The organism is Maribellus mangrovi (assembly GCF_037646455.1).
GTDB classification, from domain to species: domain Bacteria; phylum Bacteroidota; class Bacteroidia; order Bacteroidales; family Prolixibacteraceae; genus Draconibacterium; species Draconibacterium mangrovi_A.
This window is the reverse complement of the sequence record NZ_JBBIXN010000003.1, coordinates 235,733-258,578: the sequence shown is the minus strand read 5'-3', so window position 1 is coordinate 258,578 and position 22,846 is coordinate 235,733. Positions and strand designations below refer to the sequence as shown.

At 42.4% G+C, this 22,846-nt stretch carries 19 protein-coding genes; 11 read left to right on the top strand and 8 right to left on the bottom strand.

Annotated elements, in window-relative coordinates; genetic code table 11:
* Nucleotides 1–35: 35 nt before the first annotated feature.
* The 4 genes from WFY05_RS14005 to sufB all read right to left on the bottom strand — a co-directional run bounded on the left by WFY05_RS14005 (nt 36) and on the right by sufB (nt 5,032).
* Nucleotides 36–1,253, bottom strand: coding sequence for an aminotransferase class V-fold PLP-dependent enzyme (locus tag WFY05_RS14005; protein WP_340113517.1), 1,218 nt, complete (start codon nt 1,251–1,253; stop codon nt 36–38).
* Nucleotides 1,254–1,404: 151 nt separating this feature from the next.
* The gene (gene sufD / locus WFY05_RS14000) at nt 1,405–2,769 is read right to left on the bottom strand and encodes a Fe-S cluster assembly protein SufD (protein WP_340113516.1); all 1,365 of its coding nucleotides are present in this window, start codon (nt 2,767–2,769) and stop codon (nt 1,405–1,407) included.
* Between the two features lies 1 nt (nt 2,770).
* On the bottom strand, nt 2,771–3,523 hold the full coding sequence (gene sufC / locus WFY05_RS13995) for a Fe-S cluster assembly ATPase SufC (RefSeq protein ID WP_340113515.1): 753 nt from the start codon (nt 3,521–3,523) through the stop codon (nt 2,771–2,773).
* 63 nt (nt 3,524–3,586) lie between these two features.
* Nucleotides 3,587–5,032: a Fe-S cluster assembly protein SufB gene (gene sufB / locus WFY05_RS13990; RefSeq protein ID WP_340113514.1), complete on the bottom strand. Its 1,446-nt coding sequence runs from the start codon at nt 5,030–5,032 to the stop codon at nt 3,587–3,589.
* Nucleotides 5,033–5,165: 133 nt separating this feature from the next.
* Here sufB and thiL point away from each other — a divergent pair, with 133 nt between their 5' ends.
* Nucleotides 5,166–6,206 carry a thiamine-phosphate kinase gene (gene thiL / locus WFY05_RS13985; protein ID WP_340113513.1) on the top strand — a complete coding sequence of 347 codons (1,041 nt, stop codon included), beginning with the start codon at nt 5,166–5,168 and terminating at the stop codon, nt 6,204–6,206.
* Between the two features lie 57 nt (nt 6,207–6,263).
* On the opposite strand, the gene lpxA is transcribed toward thiL, so the two are convergent.
* The 4 genes from lpxA to WFY05_RS13965 all read right to left on the bottom strand — a co-directional run bounded on the left by lpxA (nt 6,264) and on the right by WFY05_RS13965 (nt 10,957).
* The gene (lpxA, locus tag WFY05_RS13980) at nt 6,264–7,046 is read right to left on the bottom strand and encodes an acyl-ACP--UDP-N-acetylglucosamine O-acyltransferase (RefSeq protein WP_340113512.1); all 783 of its coding nucleotides are present in this window, start codon (nt 7,044–7,046) and stop codon (nt 6,264–6,266) included.
* Nucleotides 7,047–7,221: 175 nt separating this feature from the next.
* On the bottom strand, nt 7,222–8,610 hold the full coding sequence (locus WFY05_RS13975; RefSeq protein WP_340113511.1) for a bifunctional UDP-3-O-[3-hydroxymyristoyl] N-acetylglucosamine deacetylase/3-hydroxyacyl-ACP dehydratase: 1,389 nt from the start codon (nt 8,608–8,610) through the stop codon (nt 7,222–7,224).
* A 17-nt stretch (nt 8,611–8,627) separates the two neighbouring features.
* Nucleotides 8,628–9,665 carry a UDP-3-O-(3-hydroxymyristoyl)glucosamine N-acyltransferase gene (gene lpxD, locus WFY05_RS13970; protein ID WP_340113510.1) on the bottom strand — a complete coding sequence of 346 codons (1,038 nt, stop codon included), beginning with the start codon at nt 9,663–9,665 and terminating at the stop codon, nt 8,628–8,630.
* A gap of 38 nt (nt 9,666–9,703) precedes the next feature.
* Nucleotides 9,704–10,957 (bottom strand): HD domain-containing protein, encoded by a 1,254-nt coding sequence (locus tag WFY05_RS13965; RefSeq protein WP_340113509.1) that lies wholly within the window; start codon nt 10,955–10,957, stop codon nt 9,704–9,706.
* A gap of 269 nt (nt 10,958–11,226) precedes the next feature.
* Here WFY05_RS13965 and rimP point away from each other — a divergent pair, with 269 nt between their 5' ends.
* The 10 genes from rimP (at nt 11,227) to WFY05_RS13915 (ending at nt 22,767) form a co-directional block, all read left to right on the top strand.
* Entirely contained in the window at nt 11,227–11,691 is a 465-nt protein-coding gene (rimP, locus tag WFY05_RS13960) for a ribosome assembly cofactor RimP (protein WP_340113508.1), read from the top strand.
* Nucleotides 11,692–11,699: 8 nt separating this feature from the next.
* Nucleotides 11,700–12,935: a transcription termination factor NusA gene (gene nusA, locus WFY05_RS13955; protein ID WP_340113507.1), complete on the top strand. Its 1,236-nt coding sequence runs from the start codon at nt 11,700–11,702 to the stop codon at nt 12,933–12,935.
* A gap of 62 nt (nt 12,936–12,997) precedes the next feature.
* On the top strand, nt 12,998–15,886 hold the full coding sequence (gene infB, locus WFY05_RS13950; RefSeq protein WP_340113506.1) for a translation initiation factor IF-2: 2,889 nt from the start codon (nt 12,998–13,000) through the stop codon (nt 15,884–15,886).
* A 198-nt stretch (nt 15,887–16,084) separates the two neighbouring features.
* Complete coding sequence (locus WFY05_RS13945; RefSeq protein WP_340113505.1) at nt 16,085–18,865, top strand: outer membrane protein assembly factor BamB family protein; 2,781 nt, start codon at nt 16,085–16,087, stop codon at nt 18,863–18,865.
* A gap of 411 nt (nt 18,866–19,276) precedes the next feature.
* Nucleotides 19,277–19,816: a helix-turn-helix domain-containing protein gene (locus tag WFY05_RS13940; protein WP_340113504.1), complete on the top strand. Its 540-nt coding sequence runs from the start codon at nt 19,277–19,279 to the stop codon at nt 19,814–19,816.
* 8 nt (nt 19,817–19,824) lie between these two features.
* A complete protein-coding gene (locus WFY05_RS13935; protein ID WP_340113503.1) occupies nt 19,825–20,034 on the top strand; it encodes a DUF5808 domain-containing protein in 210 nt (69 codons plus the stop codon).
* A 29-nt stretch (nt 20,035–20,063) separates the two neighbouring features.
* Nucleotides 20,064–20,771: a DNA alkylation repair protein gene (locus WFY05_RS13930; RefSeq protein WP_340113502.1), complete on the top strand. Its 708-nt coding sequence runs from the start codon at nt 20,064–20,066 to the stop codon at nt 20,769–20,771.
* Between the two features lie 50 nt (nt 20,772–20,821).
* Nucleotides 20,822–21,589 (top strand): DUF6090 family protein, encoded by a 768-nt coding sequence (locus WFY05_RS13925; protein ID WP_340113501.1) that lies wholly within the window; start codon nt 20,822–20,824, stop codon nt 21,587–21,589.
* Between the two features lie 147 nt (nt 21,590–21,736).
* Nucleotides 21,737–22,279 (top strand): TetR/AcrR family transcriptional regulator, encoded by a 543-nt coding sequence (locus tag WFY05_RS13920; protein WP_340113500.1) that lies wholly within the window; start codon nt 21,737–21,739, stop codon nt 22,277–22,279.
* An 83-nt stretch (nt 22,280–22,362) separates the two neighbouring features.
* Nucleotides 22,363–22,767: a hypothetical protein gene (locus WFY05_RS13915; RefSeq protein WP_340113499.1), complete on the top strand. Its 405-nt coding sequence runs from the start codon at nt 22,363–22,365 to the stop codon at nt 22,765–22,767.
* Nucleotides 22,768–22,846: the final 79 nt, after the last annotated feature.

Here is a 22,846-nt window from a genome sequence, read left to right as displayed (position 1 = left end):
TAAGGGAACTTCTTAACTCTTAGAGCTTCTCTTTCTTAGAACATCATTCTTACTTTATTCAGCGCCTCCCAAAAGGCATCGATTTCGGCTTTTGTATTGTACATTCCGAAAGAGATCCGAATACATCCCGGAATATTGTAATGTGCCATTACGGTGTCGGCGCAAAGGTGACCGCTACGCAGGGCAACTCCCATTTTATCAAGTAGCATCGCCAGATCGTAAGAATGTACGCCCTCGATATTAAAAGAGATCACTCCGGATTTTTGTGTTGCCTCGCCATAAATACGCAATCCTTCAATCTCCTTCAGTTTAGCCGTGGCATATTCCAGTAGCGAATGCTCCCAGGCTGTAAGATTTTCAAGCCCTGTTTCATTGATCAGATCGATGGCTGCTCCGAAAGCAATCACACCTGTAATATGTGGAGTTCCGGCTTCGAACTTATACGGAAGATCGTTAAAAGTTGTGCCTTCGAAACTCACTTCCGAAATCATTTCACCTCCTCCCTGATATGGCGGCATTTCATTGAGCCACTTTTCTTTCCCAAACAATATACCTACGCCATTCGGGCCATACATTTTGTGCGCTGAAAACACATAAAAATCGGCGTCCAAATCCTGCACATCAATTTTAACATGTGGCGCCGCCTGTGCCCCGTCAACCAGCACCGGAACATCACTGTGATGTGCAATATTTATGATCTCTTTTACCGGATTGATTGTCCCAAGTACATTGGAAACATGTGCCACGGAGATAAGTTTTGTTTTATCGCTGATCAATTCTATCAGGCGTTCGATTTCAAGGATGCCCGAATCGTTAAACGGCAGTTTTACAATTCTGGCCCCTTTGCGTTCGGCTGCCAACTGCCACGGAACAATATTGGCATGGTGTTCCATTTCTGAAACAATAATTTCGTCACCTTCAGCGACAAAGCGCTCACAAAACGAACTGGCCACCAGATTAATACTTTCAGTGGTTCCCTTTGTAAAAACAATCTCTTTTGTTGAAGTCGCATTTATAAATGTCTTGATTTTCTCGCGTACGCCTTCAAAATCGTTGGTGGCTTTGTCGGCCATATAATGTGCACCCCGATGAATATTGCCGTAATATTCGTTGTGCAATTCTTCTTCCTTCATTAAAACCTGAACAGGCTTTTGTGATGATGCTGCACTGTCGAAATATATGAAAGGCTTATTGTAAACCTCTTTTTTTAGAACCGGAAAATAAGACCGTATTTTATCGATATCGTAATTCATATTGCTTTTAAAATTGGATATCCCTTTATAAAAGGAACTGTTACAAAGGTGCGAAAGTTTTGTAAAATAAAGAACCGCTCCTCGCAGGGAAGAACGGTTCCTTAATCTATCAGAAATCTTATAAGTTATTCCCGATTGTATTTCTTATGAATTAATCACACTCACATTGATAATCGCATTCGTGACAACGGGCAAGTTCGCCTCTCAGTCGTTTGTCAACCAAATGATCGATTCGGTCGCGAAGCGGTTCCAGTTTAATTTCGTTGACCACTTCGTGGGTGAATGCATTCATCATCATTAAGCGCGCCTTATCTTCGGCAATTCCCCTGGCACGCAGGTAAAACAGAGCTTCCTCATCAATTTGCCCAACCGTTGCACCGTGACTACATTTTACATCGTCAGCATCAATAATAAGCTGCGGTTTTGTTTGCATAGTAGCCTCATCAGTCAGCAAGAGGTTGTTATTTCGCTGGAAGGCATTGGTTTTCTGTGCATCGCGCACTACATGGATCCTTCCTGAAAATGCTCCAACCGATTGTTCATCGAGCACATTTTTATACAACTGGTTACTCTCGCAATGCGGTTTGGCATGAATCACCTGTGTAAAGTTATCTATATGTTGTTTGCGGTCCATAAAAGCCATCCCATACATATGCGCCTCAGCATTCTCACCATTCATAATGAACTTCAGGTTGTTCCTGATCATTCCTCCGTGCATGGTTGATGTATGTGTCGTAGCTCTTGAATCTCTACCCTGATTTACAAAAACAGAATTCAGATTAGCGGCTTTGTTGTGCTGATTCTGCAAGGTGTAAAATTCCATTTCGGCATTATCACCGACAAAAATCTCAGTCACCGAATTGCTAATATATTGATTTGAATTCAAGGTATGATCGCACCATAACACCTGCACTTTTGCACCTTCCTCAACGTAAATAAAATTACGCTGCGTTGAGTAGGTATCCGTTTCATTTTTCAGAATGTTAATGATCTGAATTGGATCCTCAACAATAACTCCTTTGGGCACATACACAAAGAATCCATCCTTGGCAAAGGCGGTATTCAGTGCTACCAGAGGATCTTCTTCTGCCTTTGCAATACTGCCGTAAGCCGCCAGTAATTCCGGCTTCTCATTGGCAATTTTCTCCAGACCATCAAAAATTACGCCTTCCGGCAGATCACCTTCTTTGTCTTTCTTAAACCAACCGTTTTGAATAATCGCCAAGTTGGTATTCAAATTAGGGACATCGCACTTAAACACCTCATCATCCACTGTAGCCGCCTGCTGTCTTTCGTGAATAAAATCAAAATCAGCAGCAAATGCCGGATTAAGATTGGTGTATTTATAATTTTCGTTTTTACGCGTTGGAATACCCTGCTTCACAAAATCCTGAAACGCCTTTTTACGCTGAGCGTTCAGCACCTCGGACGATCCTTCGAAAAGGGCGTTTTTCACCTCGGTGTAGTGGGCAGTATATTTCAACGATAAATCTGCTTGATCTACTATCACACTCATGTTAACCTACAATTTCTGTTTTAATCCAGTCGTATCCTTTTTCTTCGAGTTCGAGTGCCAGTTCTTTACCGGCAGTTTTTACAATCTTACCCTGGTAAAGGATGTGCACGTAATCGGGTACGATGTAATCGAGCAGGCGCTGGTAGTGGGTTACTACAATAGCCGAGCGCTCTGGCGATCTCAAAGCATTTACACCGTGCGCTACAGTTTTTAATGCATCGATGTCAAGCCCCGAATCGGTTTCATCTAAAATAGCCAGTTTGGGTTCGAGCAACGCCATCTGGAAGATCTCGTTTTTCTTTTTCTCTCCTCCCGAAAAACCTTCGTTTACTGAACGATTAGTGAGGTTTGGATGCATGTCGACCATGTCCATTTTTTCACGCATCAATTTCAGGAACTCACCGGCCGTAAGCTCTTTTAATCCTTTGTATTTGCGTTGTTCGTTCACCGACGATTTAAGAAAGTTAACCATAGGCACACCCGGAATTTCAACCGGATACTGAAAACTCAAAAACAGACCTTCTTTTGCACGATCTTCAGGTGCTTTATCCAACAGGTCTTCGTTTTCGTAGATCACTTCGCCCGAAGTTACTTCGTATTCTTCCTTACCGGCCAAAACACTAGCCAGGGTACTTTTACCCGAGCCGTTTGGCCCCATAATGGCATGAATTTCACCGGGCTTAACCTCCAGGTTTATTCCTTTTAAAATTTCCATTCCCTCTACGGAAACATATAAATCTTTTATTTTTAGCATGTTAATTGAATATTGAAATTCAAGAATGAAAACGGTTCATTCTTTTTAGTTAATAATCTGTTTTTATCCTACACTACCTTCAAGGCTGATCTGAAGTAATTTTTGAGCTTCTACGGCAAACTCCATCGGTAATTTGTTCAGCACTTCTTTCGCGTAACCATTTACAATCATTCCGATGGCACTTTCTGTATCAATTCCCCGCTGGTTGCAATAAAAAATCTGGTCTTCACCAATTTTCGAGGTGGTTGCCTCGTGCTCTACTATCGAAGATTTGTTCTGTACTTCAATGTACGGGAAAGTGTGTGCACCGCAGGTATCGTTCAACAACAACGAATCGCACTGCGAAAAGTTACGTGAGTTCGTCGCTTTGGGTAGAACTTTTACCAAACCACGGTATGAGTTATCGCTTTTCCCGGCAGAGATACCTTTAGATACAATGGTCGATTTGGTGTTTTTCCCAATGTGGATCATTTTCGACCCCGTATCGGCCTGCTGATGGTTGTTGGTAACAGCCACTGAGTTGAATTCTCCTACCGAATTGTCGCCCATCAAAATGCAACTTGGGTATTTCCAGGTAATGGCCGAACCGGTTTCTACCTGGGTCCAGCTGATTTTCGATGACACTCCACGGCAAATACCACGTTTAGTAACAAAGTTGTAAATACCACCTTTACCATTTTTATCGCCCGGGTACCAGTTTTGTACCGTTGAATATTTTACTTCGGCTCTGTCGGCTGCAATTATTTCCACTACTGCAGCATGCAGTTGATTTTCATCGCGCATTGGTGCAGTACATCCTTCGAGGTAACTCACGTAGCTGTCGTCATCGGCAACAATTAATGTACGCTCGAACTGCCCCGTATTTGCCGCATTAATCCTGAAATAGGTTGACAATTCCATCGGACATTTAACTCCTTTTGGAATGTAACAGAACGAACCGTCGCTGAATACCGCTGAATTTAATGCAGCAAAGAAGTTATCAGCCACTGGAACTGCTTGTCCGAGGTACTTTCTCACCAACTCAGGATGTTCTTTTACAGCTTCAGAAAAAGAACTAAAGATGATGCCTTTTTCAGCCAGCGTATCCTTAAAAGTAGTTTTAACCGACACACTGTCGATAACAGCATCCACCGCAACTCCTGCAAGCTGTTTCTGCTCGTCGAGCGGAATACCCAACTTGTTAAATGTCTCCAGCAATTCCGGATCAACTTCGTCCAAACTGCTGTATTGTGGCTTCTTCTTTGGAGCAGCATAATAACTGATCTCCTGGAAATCGATTGGCGGAACTTTAAGGTAAGCCCAATTGGGCATCTTCATTTTTTGCCATTTTCGGAAAGCTTCCAATCTGAATTCTAGCATGAATTCAGGCTCTTCCTTCTTGGCAGAAATCATACGAATAACGTCCTCATTCAATCCCTTCTCCAAAATATCGGTTTCAATTTCGCTTGTAAACCCATATTTATATTCGCTCTGCGTTACTTCGCTCAATATTTTATCTTGTTCTTCCATCTCAAATGTTTACTTTTAAGCTAATAACAAAGCTTAATTAAGACTGTTTAAATAAAATTGCAAAGATATAAAACTATGGGTATTTTTGCCTATTGAAACACACCATTAAATACTTTTTTGTCTTTTATTTACAATGAATAAACAAAGTAAGAAAACAAGCATATCAGAACTAGGCGAATTTGGTCTGATTGACCGATTAACAAAGGGAATTCAATTAAAGAATGAGAGCTCGGTGAAAGGTGTTGGCGATGATGCTGCCATCATGGAATTTGGCGACAATCAGGTGGTTGTTTCCACCGATCTGCTTACCGAAGGAATTCACTTTAATTTAATGTATGTACCACTGAAGCATCTGGGATACAAAGCCGTAGTGGTTAATTTGTCGGATATTTATGCCATGAACGCCACCCCAAAACAAATTACAGTTAGCATTGCCATTTCGGGTAAATTCTCGGTTGAAGCGATCGATGAACTCTACTCGGGAATTCATCTGGCTTGTGAGCAGTACAACGTCGACCTGGTTGGAGGCGACACTACCAGTTCGTTAACCGGGCTTACCATTTGTATCACTGCAATTGGCGAAGCTAAAAAAGAAGATGTTGTGCAACGAACGGGCGCCAGCTCCAATGATTTGCTCTGTGTTTCGGGCGACCTGGGCGGTGCCTACATGGGATTGCAGTTGCTCGAACGCGAAAACGAAGTTTTTAAAGTCAACCAAAACATGCAACCTCAGCTTGAAGGCTACGATTACATTCTCGAGCGCCAGTTAAAACCCGAGGCACGAAAGGACGTGATTGCTGCTTTTAAAAAACTGGGGATAAAACCCACCTCGATGATCGACATTTCCGACGGGCTTTCTTCGGAAATTATGCACCTGTGCAAAAATTCAGGTACAGGCTGTTCCTTATTCGAAGATAAAATCCCAATGGACAATCAAACAAAACAGATGGCGGAAGAGTTGAACATCAATCCGCTTGTAGCTGCATTGAATGGTGGAGAAGATTACGAGTTACTTTTCACCCTGCCGCTGGATGAATATGATAAAATTAAGAACGATCCCGATTTTACGATCATCGGTCACATGACAGAAGCCGGTGAAGGAATTAACCTGGTTACGGGTACAGGTTCGGCCATTCCATTGGAAGCACAAGGCTGGAATCACGGAAAGAAATAAATAAAAAATGCCATCCGTTATAGAATGGCATTCAATTTTATCTGGTTTTATCACAAATTAATCGGGAAAATATCCACGAATAATTCCTCGTTTCGAATCTTTAACAAACAACAGCACTTCGTCGCGTTCCGGTGTCGCCGGCATTTCAGCTTCGATAATTTCTACTGCCTGGGCTGTGTTCAATCCTTTTTGGTAGATGTATCTGTATATGTCCTGTACTTCGCGAATTTTATCGTTATTGTATTGGCGGCGACGCAATCCAATTGAGTTGATACCCACATACGAAAGTGGCTCGCGACCTGCTTTAATAAACGGAGGTACATCTTTACGAACCAGCGAACCACCCGATATCATCACGTGCGTACCGATGTGACAGAACTGATGTACTGCCGTCATCCCGCTGATGATCGCCCAATCATCAACAATTACTTCTCCGGCCAACTGAGTGTTATTTACCAAAATCACATTGTTTCCTACTTTACAATCGTGAGCAATGTGCACGTAAGCCATGATGAGGCAATTGTTCCCAACAGTAGTTTTGGTGCGTGCAGCCGTTCCCCGGTTAATGGTTACAAATTCCCGGATGGTGGTATTATCACCAATTTCTACGGTAGTGTATTCGCCTTTGAACTTTAAGTCCTGCGGAACCGCACCGATTACTGCCCCCGGAAAGATTTTACAGTTCTTACCGATTCTTGTCCCGGGCAAAATAGTAACGCTTGAACCAATTCTTGTTCCTTCACCAATTTCCACATCGTGATCGATGGATACAAAAGGCTCGATAACCACATTGTCGGCTATTTTTGCATCAGGATGAACGTAAGCTAATGGTTGTTTCATTCGTATAAAATTGCTTGTTTACTCTTCTTTTTACTGAAATTCTTTCCCGTTGAACAGCGCTCTTTTCTTTCTTTTGCAAATTCCCAGGAACCAGGTCGTATACCTTTACATGTTGCTTTTCAATAAAAAACCGATCAGTTAGCTGACAGGTTTCACTGCGCAAATATAGTATTATTTATGAATCTGCTTTTTTTACGATCTGTGCCATGAATTCTCCTTCGGCCACAATTTTGTCGCCAACGTAGGTCACCCCTTTCATATTGGCGATTCCTCTTCGGATTGGCGAAGTTAAATTTAATCTAAATACCAAAGTATCGCCGGGCACAACCTTTTTCCTGAATTTTACGTTATCGACACGGATAAAATAAGTTGAGTATCTTTCCTCTTTCTCACTCAGAACGAGTAGCCCTCCGCACTGTGCCATGGCTTCAATAAGCAAAACACCTGGCATAACAGGCTCTTCCGGAAAATGTCCCTGGAAAAACGGTTCGTTAATGGAAACATTTTTCACCCCCACAATTTCGCTGTCCACAATCGAAAGTACTTTATCAACCAACAAGAACGGATAACGGTGTGGCAACAGTTCCTGAATGCGCCCAATATCCAATAGCGGTGCTGCATTTAGGTCGTACTGCGGAACCTGCGCCTGTTTCTTAATCCATACCTTCTTCAATTCCGTGGCAAACAGAGTATTTGGCCCGTGTCCCGGTTTTGTGGCAATAATACGGCCTTTGATCCTTTTCCCGAACAGTGCCAGGTCTCCAATCACATCCAGTAATTTATGACGTGCACATTCGTTCTCGAAATGCAATTCCAGGTTATTCAGAATCCCCTGTGGTTTAACTTCCACCCGAGGATGGTTGGTCAAATCGGCCAGGCGATCGAGCTCTTCCTGGCTCATATCACGATCGATGATCACTATGGCGTTTGTCAGATCGCCACCTTTAATCAGGTTATGATTTAACAGAAATTCTATTTCGCGAACAAATACAAAGGTCCGGCATTCCGCAATTTCTTTTTTGAAATCGTGAATCGACTCCAGCGTGGCATATTGATTATTCAGTACTGCTGAAGGAAACGAGATCATCACATTCAGACTGTACTTATCATCGGGAAGTGCAATAATATGCGAACCCGATTTTTCGTCGAACATCTCCACCTTCTCTGTAATTTCGAAATATTCCCGCTCGGCATCCTGCTCCACAACTCCGGCTTTTTCAATACCTTCAACAAAATATTTCGAGCTACCATCTATAATCGGAGCTTCTTCGTTGTTTACTTCAATAAGCACATTGTCGAGATCCATTCCTACAAGCGCTGCCAGAGCGTGTTCGATGGTACCAATCCGTGCTCCGTCTTTTTCAAGCAAAGTACCGCGTGATGTATCAATTACCAAATCAACATCGGCATCTATAATTGGCTCACCTTCCAGATCGACCCGTTTAAATTTAAATCCGTGATTTTCCAGTGCCGGCAAAAAAGTCATGGTCGTCAACACACCGGTGTGCAGACCTTTACCTTCGATCTTAAATGGGCTGGCCAGCGTTTTTTGTTTTTCTAGCATGAAATATGAGATTCGTTCTATTTGTTTTTAAGGGCTTCCATTTCCTTTTTCAGTCTGGAAAGGTCGTTCCGCATTTCCGGCAGATAACGCAAAGCTACGTATGCCTTCATCGCCTGTTTGATTTCGATGGCCGGAGACCCGAACAACACCTGATCGCTTTTAACATTTTGTGCAACACCTGATTGTGCTCCCAGGGTTACATTATCGCCAACAGTAATATGCCCTCCCAGTCCAACCTGACCGGCAAACTTATTGTAATTTCCAACTTTTGTTGATCCTGAAATTCCTACCTGCCCGGCAAAAACATTATGTTCGCCAATGTCGCAATTGTGTGCGATCTGAACCAGGTTATCAATTTTCGACCCCTTACGAATAATAGTGTGTCCCATGGTACCGCAATCAATGGTTGTATTGGCACCAATTTCCACATCGTCTTCAAGAATGGCAATTCCAATTTGCGGGATCTTTTTATATGAACCGTCTTCCTGCGGTGCGAAACCAAATCCGTCGGAACCGATAACAGCTCCCGAATGAACAATACATCGATCACCAATAACAGTATTCGGATAAATTTTTGCTCCGGCATGAATAATACTGTTTTCGCCAATGCTTACGTTTTCGCCAATGTGCACCTGAGGATGAATCTGAACTTTATTACCCAACTTCGATCCTTCACCGATGTACGCAAACGCTCCCAAATAAATATCGTCTCCAAGCGAAACGTCTTCAGCAATAAAACTGGGTTGTTCAATTCCTGTTTTTACCTTTGTTGTAGCCTGCACATACATATCAAGCAGCGAAGCAAAAGCTTTGTATGCATCATCTACTTTAATTAATGTGGAAGAAATTTCCTTGCGCGGTTCAAAGGTTTTATTCACCAAAACAATCGATGCTTCGGTTTCATAAATGTAGTGCTCGTATTTTGGATTTGCCAGGAACGCCAAGGTGCCCTTTTTACCCTCCTCAATCTTCGAGACATTCGTTACTTTTACATCACCATCTCCAACGATTTCTCCGTTTAAAAAGGCGGCAATATCCGTAGCTTTAAAATCCATTCTCTGTTTTTTTGCGATGCAAATATAGTTTTTAACTGCTAATTGTCCAATTCTTTGGGATAGCACACAAAATACTTACGCACTGCTTTCGAGAGTGCTGACAGGTTAATATCAGAAGCCGCGTTGAGTTCTTTAATGGTTTGATCCTTGTTTAAAACAAAGATATTTTCATCGTTACGGTTGTAGGCACTATTGGTAATTACGCCCGTCATCAGGAAATATTTGGCCAGTTCCGGATCGGGAATGATCTTTTCCTGAATTTGCTTTAAATATTTTTCGCGGGCCTTTTCGGGCAGCGGTTTATCCCGCAGTATCGTTCGAAGCAATTTTCGGTTGGTTAGTCCGCCGGCCAGCCTCGAAAGTACCGGGTCGGGATGTTCCTGCCACTCTTTAATCGAGATCAGGACATCGTTATCGTCGAGCAGCGCATACCACGTTAATACTCCCTTTCCGTCAACGGTTGAATTATTGAGGAAATCATCCGGTTTAAAATTATTGTATAAAAAAATCGACAAAGTTGGTGTAGCATACAATTCAGCTCCCTGAAGGATCAGCTCCCTGGCACGTTTTAACACATTAATCAGAAGGAACTCGGCGGCAACCACGGTTTTATGAAGATAAACCTGCCAGTACATCAGGCGCCGCGAAATCAGAAACTTCTCGATGGAATAAATGCCCTTAACATCCACCACCAGCTTATCGTCATGCACATTCAGCATTTTTATAATGCGCTCAATGCCAACCGTTCCTTCAGCCACACCGGTAAAAAAACTGTCGCGGCTCAGATAATCGAGCCGATCCATATCGAGCTGACTGGCTACAAGTTGATGCAAAAACTGCTTTTTATAACGGTTTGTAAAAATTTCGATAGCCAGATCGAGCTTGCCATCAAATTCACGGTTTAACTCGCGCATGATGAGCAAAGAAATTTCTTCATGAGAGATATTGACCAGGGTATTTTCTAGCACGTGAGAAAAGGGAGCATGCCCAATGTCGTGCAGTAAAATAGCAATGGTAACTGCTTCCGCTTCTTCATCGCTGATCCGGTGCCCTTTAATACGAAGGGTATTAATTGCCTGGCGCATTAAATGAGCGGCTCCCAGGGCATGTTCGAATCGGGTGTGGTTGGCTCCCGGGAAAACCATGAACGATAATCCCAGTTGCTTGATTCGCCTCAAACGTTGAAAAAAGGGATGTTCCAGAAGATCGAATACGGTTTCGGATTGCAAATTTATAAATCCAAAAACGGGGTCGTTTATTATTTTTTTCTTATTTAATTGGGTCTTGCTCACCAACAATCTGTTTCAGGTTGCCTAAAAGTACAAAAGTTTAATCAATACCGAAATGCAAGGTACAATTGCAAATTAAATGTTTGTGTGCTATTGTTTTAAAATTGCAGTGCCAGCCGCTATTGTTAAAGATTTTTTTAGCTTTAAATCAATTATTTAAGACGTAATAAGTTATTTGTCAAAGTTCAATTATTTTACTATTTTTGCGGAGAATTTTCTAAAAACGACTTTTAGGGGACCTCTGGTTCCCTATTTTATTGGATAGAAAGTTTATGATTGCAGTAGATACAGTAGAAAAACTGGTAAAGGAAAGACTTGACGATAAGATGTTTATCGTTGACATTAACGTTAGCAGGAATAACGTTATACATGTTTATGTCGACGGCTTCGATGGGATTAGCATTGAACAGTGTATTGCAATCAGCCGAAATGTTGAACACAACCTCGACCGCGAAGAAGAAGATTTTGAACTCGAAGTATCATCGCCGGGCTTAACCGAAGGATTTAAAGTGCTTGAACAGTACATTAAATATACCGGACGTGAAATAGAGGTAGTGGATTCGGAAGGGAAAAAACTTACGGGCTTGTTAAAGGTGGCCGACGAACACGGCATTGTTCTCGAAACTTCGAAACGCGAAAAAGTGGAGGGACACAAGAAGAAACAACTGGTAGTTAGAGATTATAAATTTAAGTACAACGAAATAAAAAGTGCGAAAGCGGTAATTTCATTTAAATAAAGTTGACAATGGAAAATATTAACCTGATAGATACTTTTGCCGAATTCAAGGAGCTAAAGAACATTGACAGGGTTACAATGATGAGCGTACTGGAAGAAGTGTTCAAGAGTGTTCTTGTTCGTCAGTATGGTACCGATGAAAACTTCGATGTGATCATTAACATCGATAAAGGTGACTTTGAGATCTGGAGAAACCGTGAAGTTGTGGAAGACGACGAACTGGAAGATCCGAACCTGCAGATTACACTTTCCGATGCTTTAAAAATTGATGACGATTACGAGGTGGGTGAAGAAGTTACCGACGAGGTAAAACTGGCAGATTTCGGGCGTCGTGCCATTCTGAATTTGAGACAGAACCTGGCCAGCAAGATCCTTGAACTGGAAAAGGACCACATCTACGGGAAATACAAAAATAAAATTGGAGACATTGTTACCGGTGAAGTTTACCAGGTTTGGAAAAAGGAGATCCTTATTCTCGACGACGAGGGTAACGAACTGATCCTTCCAAAATCGGAACAAATTCCTTCTGATTATTTCAGAAAAGGCGACAACGTTCGCGCCATTGTTTATAAAGTGGAATTGCGCAACAACAATCCACTGATCATTCTTTCAAGAACTGCACCGGCATTCCTCGAAAGATTGTTCGAACTGGAAATTCCGGAGATCTTCGACGGACTGATCACCATTAAAAAGATTGTTCGTGTTCCAGGAGAACGTGCAAAGGTTGCTGTTGAATCGTACGACGAACGCATCGATCCGGTTGGTGCCTGCGTGGGAATGAAAGGATCAAGGATTCACGGAATTGTACGTGAGCTGCGCAACGAAAACATCGATGTAATCAACTATTCATCGAATTTACAGTTGTACATTAAAAGAGCGCTAAATCCGGCAAAAATCAATTCGATTAAAATACTGGAGGAAGACAAAAAAGCAGAAGTATATTTGCGACCTGAAGAAGTATCGCTGGCCATTGGTAAAGGTGGTTTGAACATACGACTTGCCAGCCAGCTAACAGGTTACGAAATAGATGTGTATCGCGAAATGGAAGAAGATGACGAAGACGTTAACCTGGACGAGTTTGCCGATGAAATCGAAAGCTGGGTTATCGATGCACTGAAAGGAATTGGATGCGATACCGCTAAAAACGTTTTAAATATTACGCGCGCAGATCTTATCAAACGTACCGACCTCGAGGAAGAAACCATCGATGATGTACTGAAGATTCTGAGCTCGGAATTTGAATAAAAATGAAGTTCCCTTAATTTTGGGGTCCGGCATTAGAAAAAAGAATAGTAATAGAATAATTTATGGCAGGTCAAACAATAAGGCTTAGTAAACTTGCAAGAGAATTTAATGTAGGGATTCACACCATCGTTGAGTTCCTGCATAAGAAAGGTTTTGAGATCGACTCAAATCCTAACACAAAAGTATCACCCGAAGCCGTTCAACTGCTTGAGCAAGAATATAAAATTGATATCTCGCTCAAGAAAGAGTCTGAAAAAATCAGCCTGAAAAGTCAACGTCCGAAAAAAGAGGTGATTACCATGGATGGCGATGAAGAACCGGCCGCAGAAGAAGAGAAGAAGGAAGAAAAAGCTGAGCCGGAAGCTAAAAAAGAGCCTGAAGCAGAAGAGAAGAAACCTGCTGCTGAAAAACCTAAGGTATTAGGTAAGATCGACCTCGACAGCGTTGGTAAAAAACCAAAGGAAAAAGAGCAGGAACCTGAAGCCAAAAAGGAAGAGCCCAAAGAAGAACCTGTTAAGAAGGAAGAAAAACCTCAGGAAACAGCTGCCGAAAAAGGGAAGGAAGAAAAAGCCGAAACTCCTAAGGAAGAACCGGTTGCAAAAGATAAAGAGCAAGAGAACAAAGAAGAAAAAGTTACAGAAACCGATGTTCCAAAGGTAGACGAGGTTAAGGTAGTTGGAAAAATCGACCTTAAAAACATCAATCAGAAAACCCGTCCCGATAAAAAATCGAAGGAAGAAAAAGATAAAGAGCGCAAAGAGCGTCAAAAGCAAAAAGAAGCCAAAAAACAAGCTTCAAGAAAAGGTGAAAAAGACGATGTTATCCGTGCTAAATCGGAGAAACTGAACGGCCCTACCGTTCTTGGGAAAATCGATCTTCCGGAGAAGAAAAAAGAAAGCGATTCGGATAAAGGACGGAAAAAACGTCGCAAACGAATTCAAAAAGATACCGGCCGGGTTAATGTGGATAAGCCTCAAGGCGAAAGACAAAAAGGTAAATTCCAGGTTAACAAACAAGGCAGTAAAAAGAAACGACCGCTTAAAAAAGAGGTTAACGAGGAAGACGTACAAAAGCAAATTAAAGATACTCTTGCGCGCTTAACCAGCAAGGGAAAATCGAAAGGTTCGAAACACCGTCGCGAAAAAAGAGCTGCAGCCAGCGAAAAAATGCAGGCTGATATGGAACAGCAAATGCGCGAACAGAAAATTCTGAAAGTTACCGAGTTTGTTACCGTAGCAGAACTGGCAACCATGATGGATGTTGGCGTGAATGAAATTATTGCATCCTGTATGTCGCTTGGCCTGTTTGTATCGATCAACCAGCGACTCGACGCCGAAACACTTTCGGTAGTAGCCGAGGAATTTGGCTTCAAAGTTGAGTTTGTAAGTGTTGATATTGCCGAGGCCATTGAAGAGGAGGAAGACAAAGAGGAAGATTTGCTTCCACGATCACCAATTGTTACGGTAATGGGACACGTCGACCACGGTAAAACGTCGTTGCTCGACTACATTAGAAACACCAACGTAATTGCCGGTGAGGCCGGAGGTATTACACAGCACATTGGTGCCTACCATGTCGATCTGAAAAACGGGAAAGACATTACATTCCTCGATACTCCGGGTCACGAAGCGTTTACCGCCATGCGTGCCCGTGGTGCCCAGGTAACCGACATTGCCATTATTATTGTAGCTGCCGACGACAACGTGATGCCCCAAACTGTTGAGGCCATTAACCACGCAGCTGCTGCTGGAGTGCCAATTGTATTTGCGATCAACAAAATCGACAAACCGGGAGCTAATCCTGAAAAGATAAAAGAAGAACTGGCCAATATGAATTACCTCGTTGAAGAATGGGGTGGAAAATACCAGTCGCAGGATATATCGGCCAAAAACGGTGTGGGTATTGAAGAACTCATGGAAAAAGTGCTGCTTGAAGCTGAATTGCTCGAGCTAAAATCAAATCCGAATAAAAACGCGCAGGGAACCGTTATTGAATCGGAGCTCGACCGCGGACGTGGATTTGTTTCCACCGTATTGATCGAAAGCGGTACCTTAACAGTTGGAGATGTTATTATTGCAGGTCAGTATTACGGCCACGTTAAAGCCATGTTCAACGAACGTAACCAAAGAGTTGAAGAAGTTGGACCGGCGCAACCGGCCATCATTCTTGGATTGAACGGAGCACCGCAGGCCGGCGATAAATTCAATGTAATGGACAACGAACGCGAAGCCCGTAACATTACCAACAAACGAGAGCAACTGGCACGCGAGCAAGGACTGCGTACACAAAAACATATTACACTTGATGAAATTGGCCGACGGATTGCCATCGGTAATTTCCAGGAGCTGAACCTGATTATTAAAGGTGACGTGGACGGATCGATCGAAGCACTTTCTGATTCGCTGATCAAACTGTCGACCGAGGAAATTCAGGTGAACGTGAAGCACAAAGCTGTTGGTCAGATCTCGGAATCAGATATTCTGCTGGCAGCGGCATCCGAAGCTATCGTAATCGGATTCCAGGTTCGCCCTTCGTTAAATGCACGAAAACTGGCTGAGAAAGAACAAATCGATATTCGTTTGTACTCGATCATTTACGACGCCATTAACGAAATCAAAGCGGCGATGGAAGGTATGCTTTCGCCCGATATCAAGGAAGAAATACTTGGTACCACGGAAGTTCTGGAAACGTTTAAAATCACAAAAGTGGGAACAGTTGCAGGATGTATCGTTCGCGACGGCAAAATCAACCGCAACTCGAAAGTGCGGGTTATCCGCGATGGAATTGTAATTTATACCGGTAACCTTGGGTCGCTGAAACGTTTTAAAGACGACGTTAAAGAAGTGAAAAATGGTTACGAATGCGGATTGAACATCGAGAACTTTAACGATATAAAAGTGGGCGACCAGATTGAATCGTACCACGAAGTTGAAGTGGCAAAATCATTGTAAAAACAAGTTAACACTATAAAGAAAGGTCGGCAATAGCCGGCCTTTTTTGTTTTACTAACTACAAGCCGCAAGTTACAAGTATCAAGCAACCGGAATCGAGAATCAAGTTTATTAACAACCTTTTTTTCATACTATAAACGAAAATCTTTCCGTTGCACGTTTGCTTATTAGTACTTTTGAAACCAAATAGTTTATACTATGAAACGGAGCCTCATCATCATACTTGCTACGGCGGTAATCGCCGTAATTGCAGTGACTATCTATTTCACCAGGGATAAAATTGCTTACTCGCGCGAAACATCGCTTTACAAAGCCATTCCTGTAACCGCTCCGGTTTTTGTGGAATTCAGTTCGTTAAAAGCAGTTCCTGCCGATAATCCGGTACTGGAACAACTCTCCGGAATCGGCGGACTGAACCGGGCACTGAAAAAGCTCGAACAGATTACAAACGACATCAGCTCCAATAAAGAAATTCAGAAACAGTGGCTAAAACGCCCTGTAATTCTGGCTTTCGACCTGGTAGGTGAGGATAAATTACGCCCGGTATTCATTAGTAAAATTAAAAGTGCCGAGGAGCTAAACGGCATACAAAACCTGTTGATGCAACTCACCAATACATCGGGAGTTACACCGCAGGAACGCAAATACAGCGGACACAAAGTTTTTAGCTACGACCTTGCCGATGGTGAAAAGGTGCATTTTTGCGCGGCGGGTGGTTTGATCATCATCAGTCCCGAATCGATTTTACTTGATAAAAGCATCCGCCAGTTAAATTCCGAAAACCTCACCGATATCCGGAATTTTATGCGAGTGAACAAATCGGTAAGTTCGCAGTCGGATATGGCCTGGTTTATTAACCATCAGCGTCTGCCCGAGCTGTGGAACCAGGTGATTAACGGAACGACACAAACCGAGGTGAACGAATTTGGCGTAACTGAACGGCACAATCTCAGGCGAAAAGCAGCCGAATTAAAAGATTATGCCGGCTGGAGCGAACTGGATATGACTTTCCACGACAATCACATTTCGCTGAACGGAATAACAGCCGCCGATGATTCACTTAATCATTTTGTTACCATTTTTAAAGACCAGCAAGCCGAGAATTTCCAGGCCGATAAAGCGCTGCCGCGAAATACCTCGTTCTATTTTGGGTTCAGCTTTTCCGATCGTGATCTGTTCTTCCAAAACCTGATCGATCATTTCAAGCATGCTAACACTTACTACGAACGCGAAGAGCTTCTCAAAAAAATTGAAAAGAACCTAGGTGACGAGAGCCGCACCACTTTCCGCAACATGGTAAAAAATCAAGCAGTAGCCGCCATTACTGATATTTCACCCGAGAACGAGTTGAGCACTTTATTTGTGATGAACATCAACTCGCGAAAAGACGGGCAGAAAGCCTTCGAGGAAATGATGACGCGCTACGCATCGCGCAAAAAAGTTAAAGTAAGTTCACTGTACAATTCTGTTAAGGTGGAAAATGACAAAACCTATCGGGTGTACCAATTCCCTTACCCTTCGCTGCCCGGAGTTTGGCTGGGCGAGTCATTTCGTTTTGTGAAAGCCAAGTATGCTGCATTTTACGACGACTACCTCGTTTTTGCCAGTTCTGAAAAATCCATGAAAGACTACCTTTCAGACATGGAACTGAACTACACCCTCAGCGAAGACCGCGCCTATGACCGTTTTAAACGCAACACCGAAAGCAAATCGAATTTAAATGTTTATGCCAATGTGAGCCGGATGTTGCCACTGAGCAAAAAACTGTTCAACACCGATTTTAATAAAGCCATTGAAACTAACAGCGAAGTACTGAACCAGTTTGAAGCCATTAACTGGCAGCTGCTTTCCGAAAACGGCGTTTATTTTAATTCAATCAACCTGGCTTTGCCCGATATTGAAAGCAACGACGGCGATGAATTGTGGAGCTGCGATTTGGGAGCCGATGTTAGTTCCAAACCACAGATAGTGATCAACCATACCAACGAAAATGAGAAAGAAGTGATCGTTCAGGACGAAGAAAACAGGCTGCATCTTGTTTCGGCCGATGGAAACATCATTTGGTCCATCCCGATAAGCGGGAAAATACTGAGCGAGATCCACCAGATGGACATGTTCCGAAACGGTAAGCTGCAATACCTGTTCAACACCAGCGAGAAATTGTACCTGATCGACCGTAACGGTAATAACGTGGGCAACTTCCCGGTTACTTTTGAATCGGCGGCCACAAACGGAGTGAGTGTTTTCGATTACGACAATAACCACACCTACCGCTACTTTGTAGCTTGCGAAAACCGGAAGGTTTACGCCTTCGACCAGGAGGGTAAAATTATAAACGGCTGGCTGTTTGAAAAAACCAAAAGCAAAGTAACCACACCTGTTCAGCATTTCAGGGTAAACAACCGCGACTACATTGTTTTAAAAGACGAATCGAAGATATTCATTCAAAACCGTCGGGGTGCAACCCGGGTACCCGTTACAACAGAATTTCAAAACTCTCGGAGCCCGTTGGTACTGAACATGAATGGAACACCAAAAATTGTAGCCAGCGATCTTGCAGGAAAAGTTTATTACCTGTATTTCGACGGCAAAGTGGAAGAGAAACCCGGTGGTGGTTTTAGTGCCTCTCATTATTTTACTGTAGAAGACCTGGATGGCAATAACATTCCCGATTTTGTGTTTGCCGACGGGAACCAGCTGGAAGTGGCCGACGAGAACGGGCTGACTATTTACAGCGAAAAACTGGATAATCCGGTAAGCGGACAGCCGTACATCTATACTTTCTCGCCACGCGAAAAAATGGTGGGAATTAGCGATGCCGAAGACAATCACATTTACCTTTTTAAGCCCGATGGCAAGCAAGTCAATGGTTTTCCCCTGCGCGGAAGCAGCGCGTTTAGCATTGGCGAACTAAAACCCGGCTTGTTTTGTGTGCTGGTGGGCAATAACCGCGAAGAGCTGGTTTGTTACGGGCTGTAACCAAAGCTCCAACATTTCAAATCTCCGTTGGGGAAGGTTTAAACAAACCTCCATGCCTTCAGTTTTGATTTGTCCTGCATTAAACAAATATACATTGCTTCCTTTTCCATTTGGTGAAGCTTTAAACATAGCTCTAAAGCTTCACCTATTCGTTGGAGAGCATTTGGGCAAAAGTCCATACCCCCACCGAAACCCTGGTCAGGCTTTGGAGATTCGTCCAAATCCCATTTACAGAAATTATGACTATTTTTATTCCTGTGGTTTTCAAAACCAGAACTAAAAAGCACGAATACATTGAAGCTGGTTCTTGCAAATATTATATGCCCTGCGTTCAGAAATGTCGTGTAAATGTCGTGTTTTTGTAGTTGGAAAATAACTGAATCAAGCTGACATTTGAATGCAAAAAAAGAAATGAACACCGGAAAACGAATAAAGGAACTCAGACTTAAAAAAGGCATGACCCAGGAAGAGCTGGCCTTTAAAACCGAGGTGAGTGCCCGAACAATTCAACGGATCGAAAACGGAGAAGTTGATCCGCGGGCTTATACACTTCAAATGATTGCAAAAGCACTGGATGTTGATTATAGTGTTCTGGTAGAGTCTGAATCGTTCGACAGTCAGGAAGATTTAAAAATTAAAAACAACACCTGGTGCGGCCTTTTACATTTAAGCGGTTTGTTACCGCTGATCGCTCCTACTTTATTCATCTGGTATCGGAAAAAGGAAAAGACTCTTGAAATGTCCAATCATTTTATGGCAGCCCTTAGTTTTCAATTGTGCATTTTGGCCATCAGCCTGGTAAGTCTTTGGATTTATCAGAAAGTAAACGTGTTAACTCCGCTAATTGGAGGATTACTTGCCGGTGGTTTGGTTTCGATAATAAATGCAATAAGCGTGATGAACGGCAGAGCATATATCAATCCATTCTATAAGTGTAGAGATAATAATTAGATACACACATGAAATCGAAAATCAAAAAGGATATTTTGGACAATATGCACAAAGATCCGTCGAACTGGAAAGGAGTATTTTATTTCAACCGGCAAGACCCACGCCTGGTAGTTTCGAAGATTACCATGACCGGCTGGACTTTTAATTTTGCAAGCCCGTGGTCATATGTGCTGATCATTGCTGTTGTTTTAATTATTGTTGCAACGCAGTATTTATAAGGATAATTTTTAGCTAAAAAAGATAGTTGATGAGTTCTATCACAGATCGTGTAAGAAATGAACTGCAAAAGAATGCGGAAGAAAAAGTACGCATCAGCAGTCAGCGCTTTTTTAAGGAAGAAATAAAAACTTTTGGTGTAAAAGCGGCGGTATTGCACAATCTCAGCAAAGCGCTGTATAACGATTTCGATTTTAAAGGTAAACAGGAACTTTTTGAAGTCTGCGAATTACTCTGGCAGTCGGGGTATATTGAAGAAGCTGCGGTGGCCTGCAACTGGTCGTACTATATCAGGAAACAATACGAGCCTTCCGACTTTGAAACTTTTGAACGCTGGATTTTGAACTACGCAAATAACTGGGCCACCTGCGACGCGCTTTGCAATCATACTGTGGGTACTTTTATAGAAATGTATCCTGAATTCATTCAACGGTTAAAGGATTTTACCCGGTCGGAGAACCGCTGGATGCGGCGGGCAGCTGCAGTTAGCCTGATCGTTCCGGCCCGGAAAGGAAAATTCCTGACCGACATTTTCGAAATTGCCGATCTTCTGCTCACCGATACCGACGACCTCGTACAAAAAGGTTATGGCTGGATGCTAAAGGTAGCTGCCAACAAACATCAACAGGAAGTATTCGAATATGTAATAAAACACAAAAGAATCATGCCTCGGACTGCACTTCGATATGCCATTGAAAAAATGCCGGCAGACCTGAAAGTGGAAGCGATGAAAAAATAAGGAAGCTTGCGCGAATCTTGCTATCTTCAGTACCTCAAATAGTACTATAAATGAAAGTCTTTAGAAGATTACGGGTAAAACTGCTCGAAGAAAATAAAATCAGAAAATACCTGGCCTATGCAGCCGGTGAAATCATTCTGGTGGTGATCGGGATTTTAATCGCACTGGGAATTAACAACAGCAACGAGAAACGCATCATCCGCGAAAAAGGACAAAAGTACCTCGTGGGTCTTCATCAGGAATTTAAAACCAGCCGACGAAAACTGGCGGAATTGATCGCTGTGAACCACCGGAATTACGAGGGAGCCAAACAGATTTTGCAATACATTTCGGGAGAAAGCGATCTGCCCGACGAGAAATTATTCTCTGAATTGTTGTTCAATACTTTTGCTTTCGACATCGCCTTTAATCCGAACAATTCGCTGCTGAATGAAATGATCAACTCGGGAAGTGTAAAAGATATCAGAAATGCTGAACTGCGTATTCAACTCACCAACTGGATCTCGACACTGGAAGACATTGCCAAACAGGAAAACGACCTGGGTCTGCAGCGCGAAAAGGTGATCGACATATTTCGCTCGGATGAAAGCAGTTTGAGAACCGTGATGGATCTTGCCGGTGTTTCAGAACACGAGATCGGACTAAAACCTGCATCGCAACACAAGAGCAACCTGAAACTGTTGAAATCGACAACTTTCGAAAATAACGTACTGCATTTTGTGATCAGCTGCCGGGCCACCGAAATTTCGCACTACCAACCGCTAATGGACGATATAAATCGTATTCTTGAATTACTGGAGAAGGAAACCCGTCAGTAATCTAAACATATTTCATGCTATGTAAACTTAGTTTAAAATGAGGCGTAAACAGGAGCCGCTAATAGCTATTATCAGTTTCAAAACCACAGATTTTTGTATTTTAGGAGAGGTAGTTTTTTACTGCCCTGTTCACCGATAAAACACAATATGGGAAAAGAGAAATGGCTCGCAGCAGGTTACAGGCACTTTGCGCTTCATGGCCCCAAAGATCTTAGCATAAACAAGATAAGCATCGAAATCGGCTCGTCCAGAGCTTCTTTCTATCATCATTTTGGAGAGACTGATATTTTTATCGACGAATTGCTGGCGATGCATTGGAACATGTCTGAATCATTTATTACGGCCGGCGTAGAACACTGTAAAAATCTTTTGCCCGATCTTTATAATTTACTTGCAGAATATTCCATACCACTGCAATTCAATTTGCAACTTTTTCAAAACCGAAATGTGCCAAACTTTAATCTTCTGTTTATAAAATCGTACACAGCCATTGCCAATGCATTAGAGCTGAATCCATCGTATCCCGGGGTATATGATTTATGGGTAACTGTTGGCGAAGCCTGGTACTCACGACTTGATCCAAATGATTTATCGGCATCAACCATGCAGCAACACGCCTCAGAAATTCTGCAAACTATCACCCGTTTAAAAAACTCCAAATTATACCTCTCGTTAAACAGGATTGCATAATCTGCACATTATCGGCTCATTCTTTGTACAGGCCTGTCTAACATAAGCCATCATTCTTGCTTACATTTAAGCTAAAAAGAAAAATGAAAAAACTGAATTCAATTTCACTTGGACTTGGTGTTATAATTCTCATTTCACTGGTAGCATTTAATACCCCCGAGCAGGCAACTGTCAAGTACAATTATAAGCAAGTAACAACCCTTGAATCGGTAGTTGGAGCCGGATTAGGGAGATCTTCGGTAATGGCAACAACTGATACCGGAACAGTAGTTTTAAGCCAATATGAACTAAAGAACTTTTTTGGTGCGGCAGGAATAAATATGGGAAACGTTCAAACGAACGAACAAACGATTGTAAAAATGATTTCCGATATGCAAACCAAGGGATGGGAGCTTTTTTCCATTACATCAACAGCCTTAAATACCGAAACAAAACGACAGGGAATCTTTATAACACGATACTTATTCCGGCGAAATTCAGAACAATAAGTATACTCTATTTAAACAATACATAACATAAGAATTTTTTATTGGAGGAAAAAGATAGAGTTGAATAATTATTGTAACT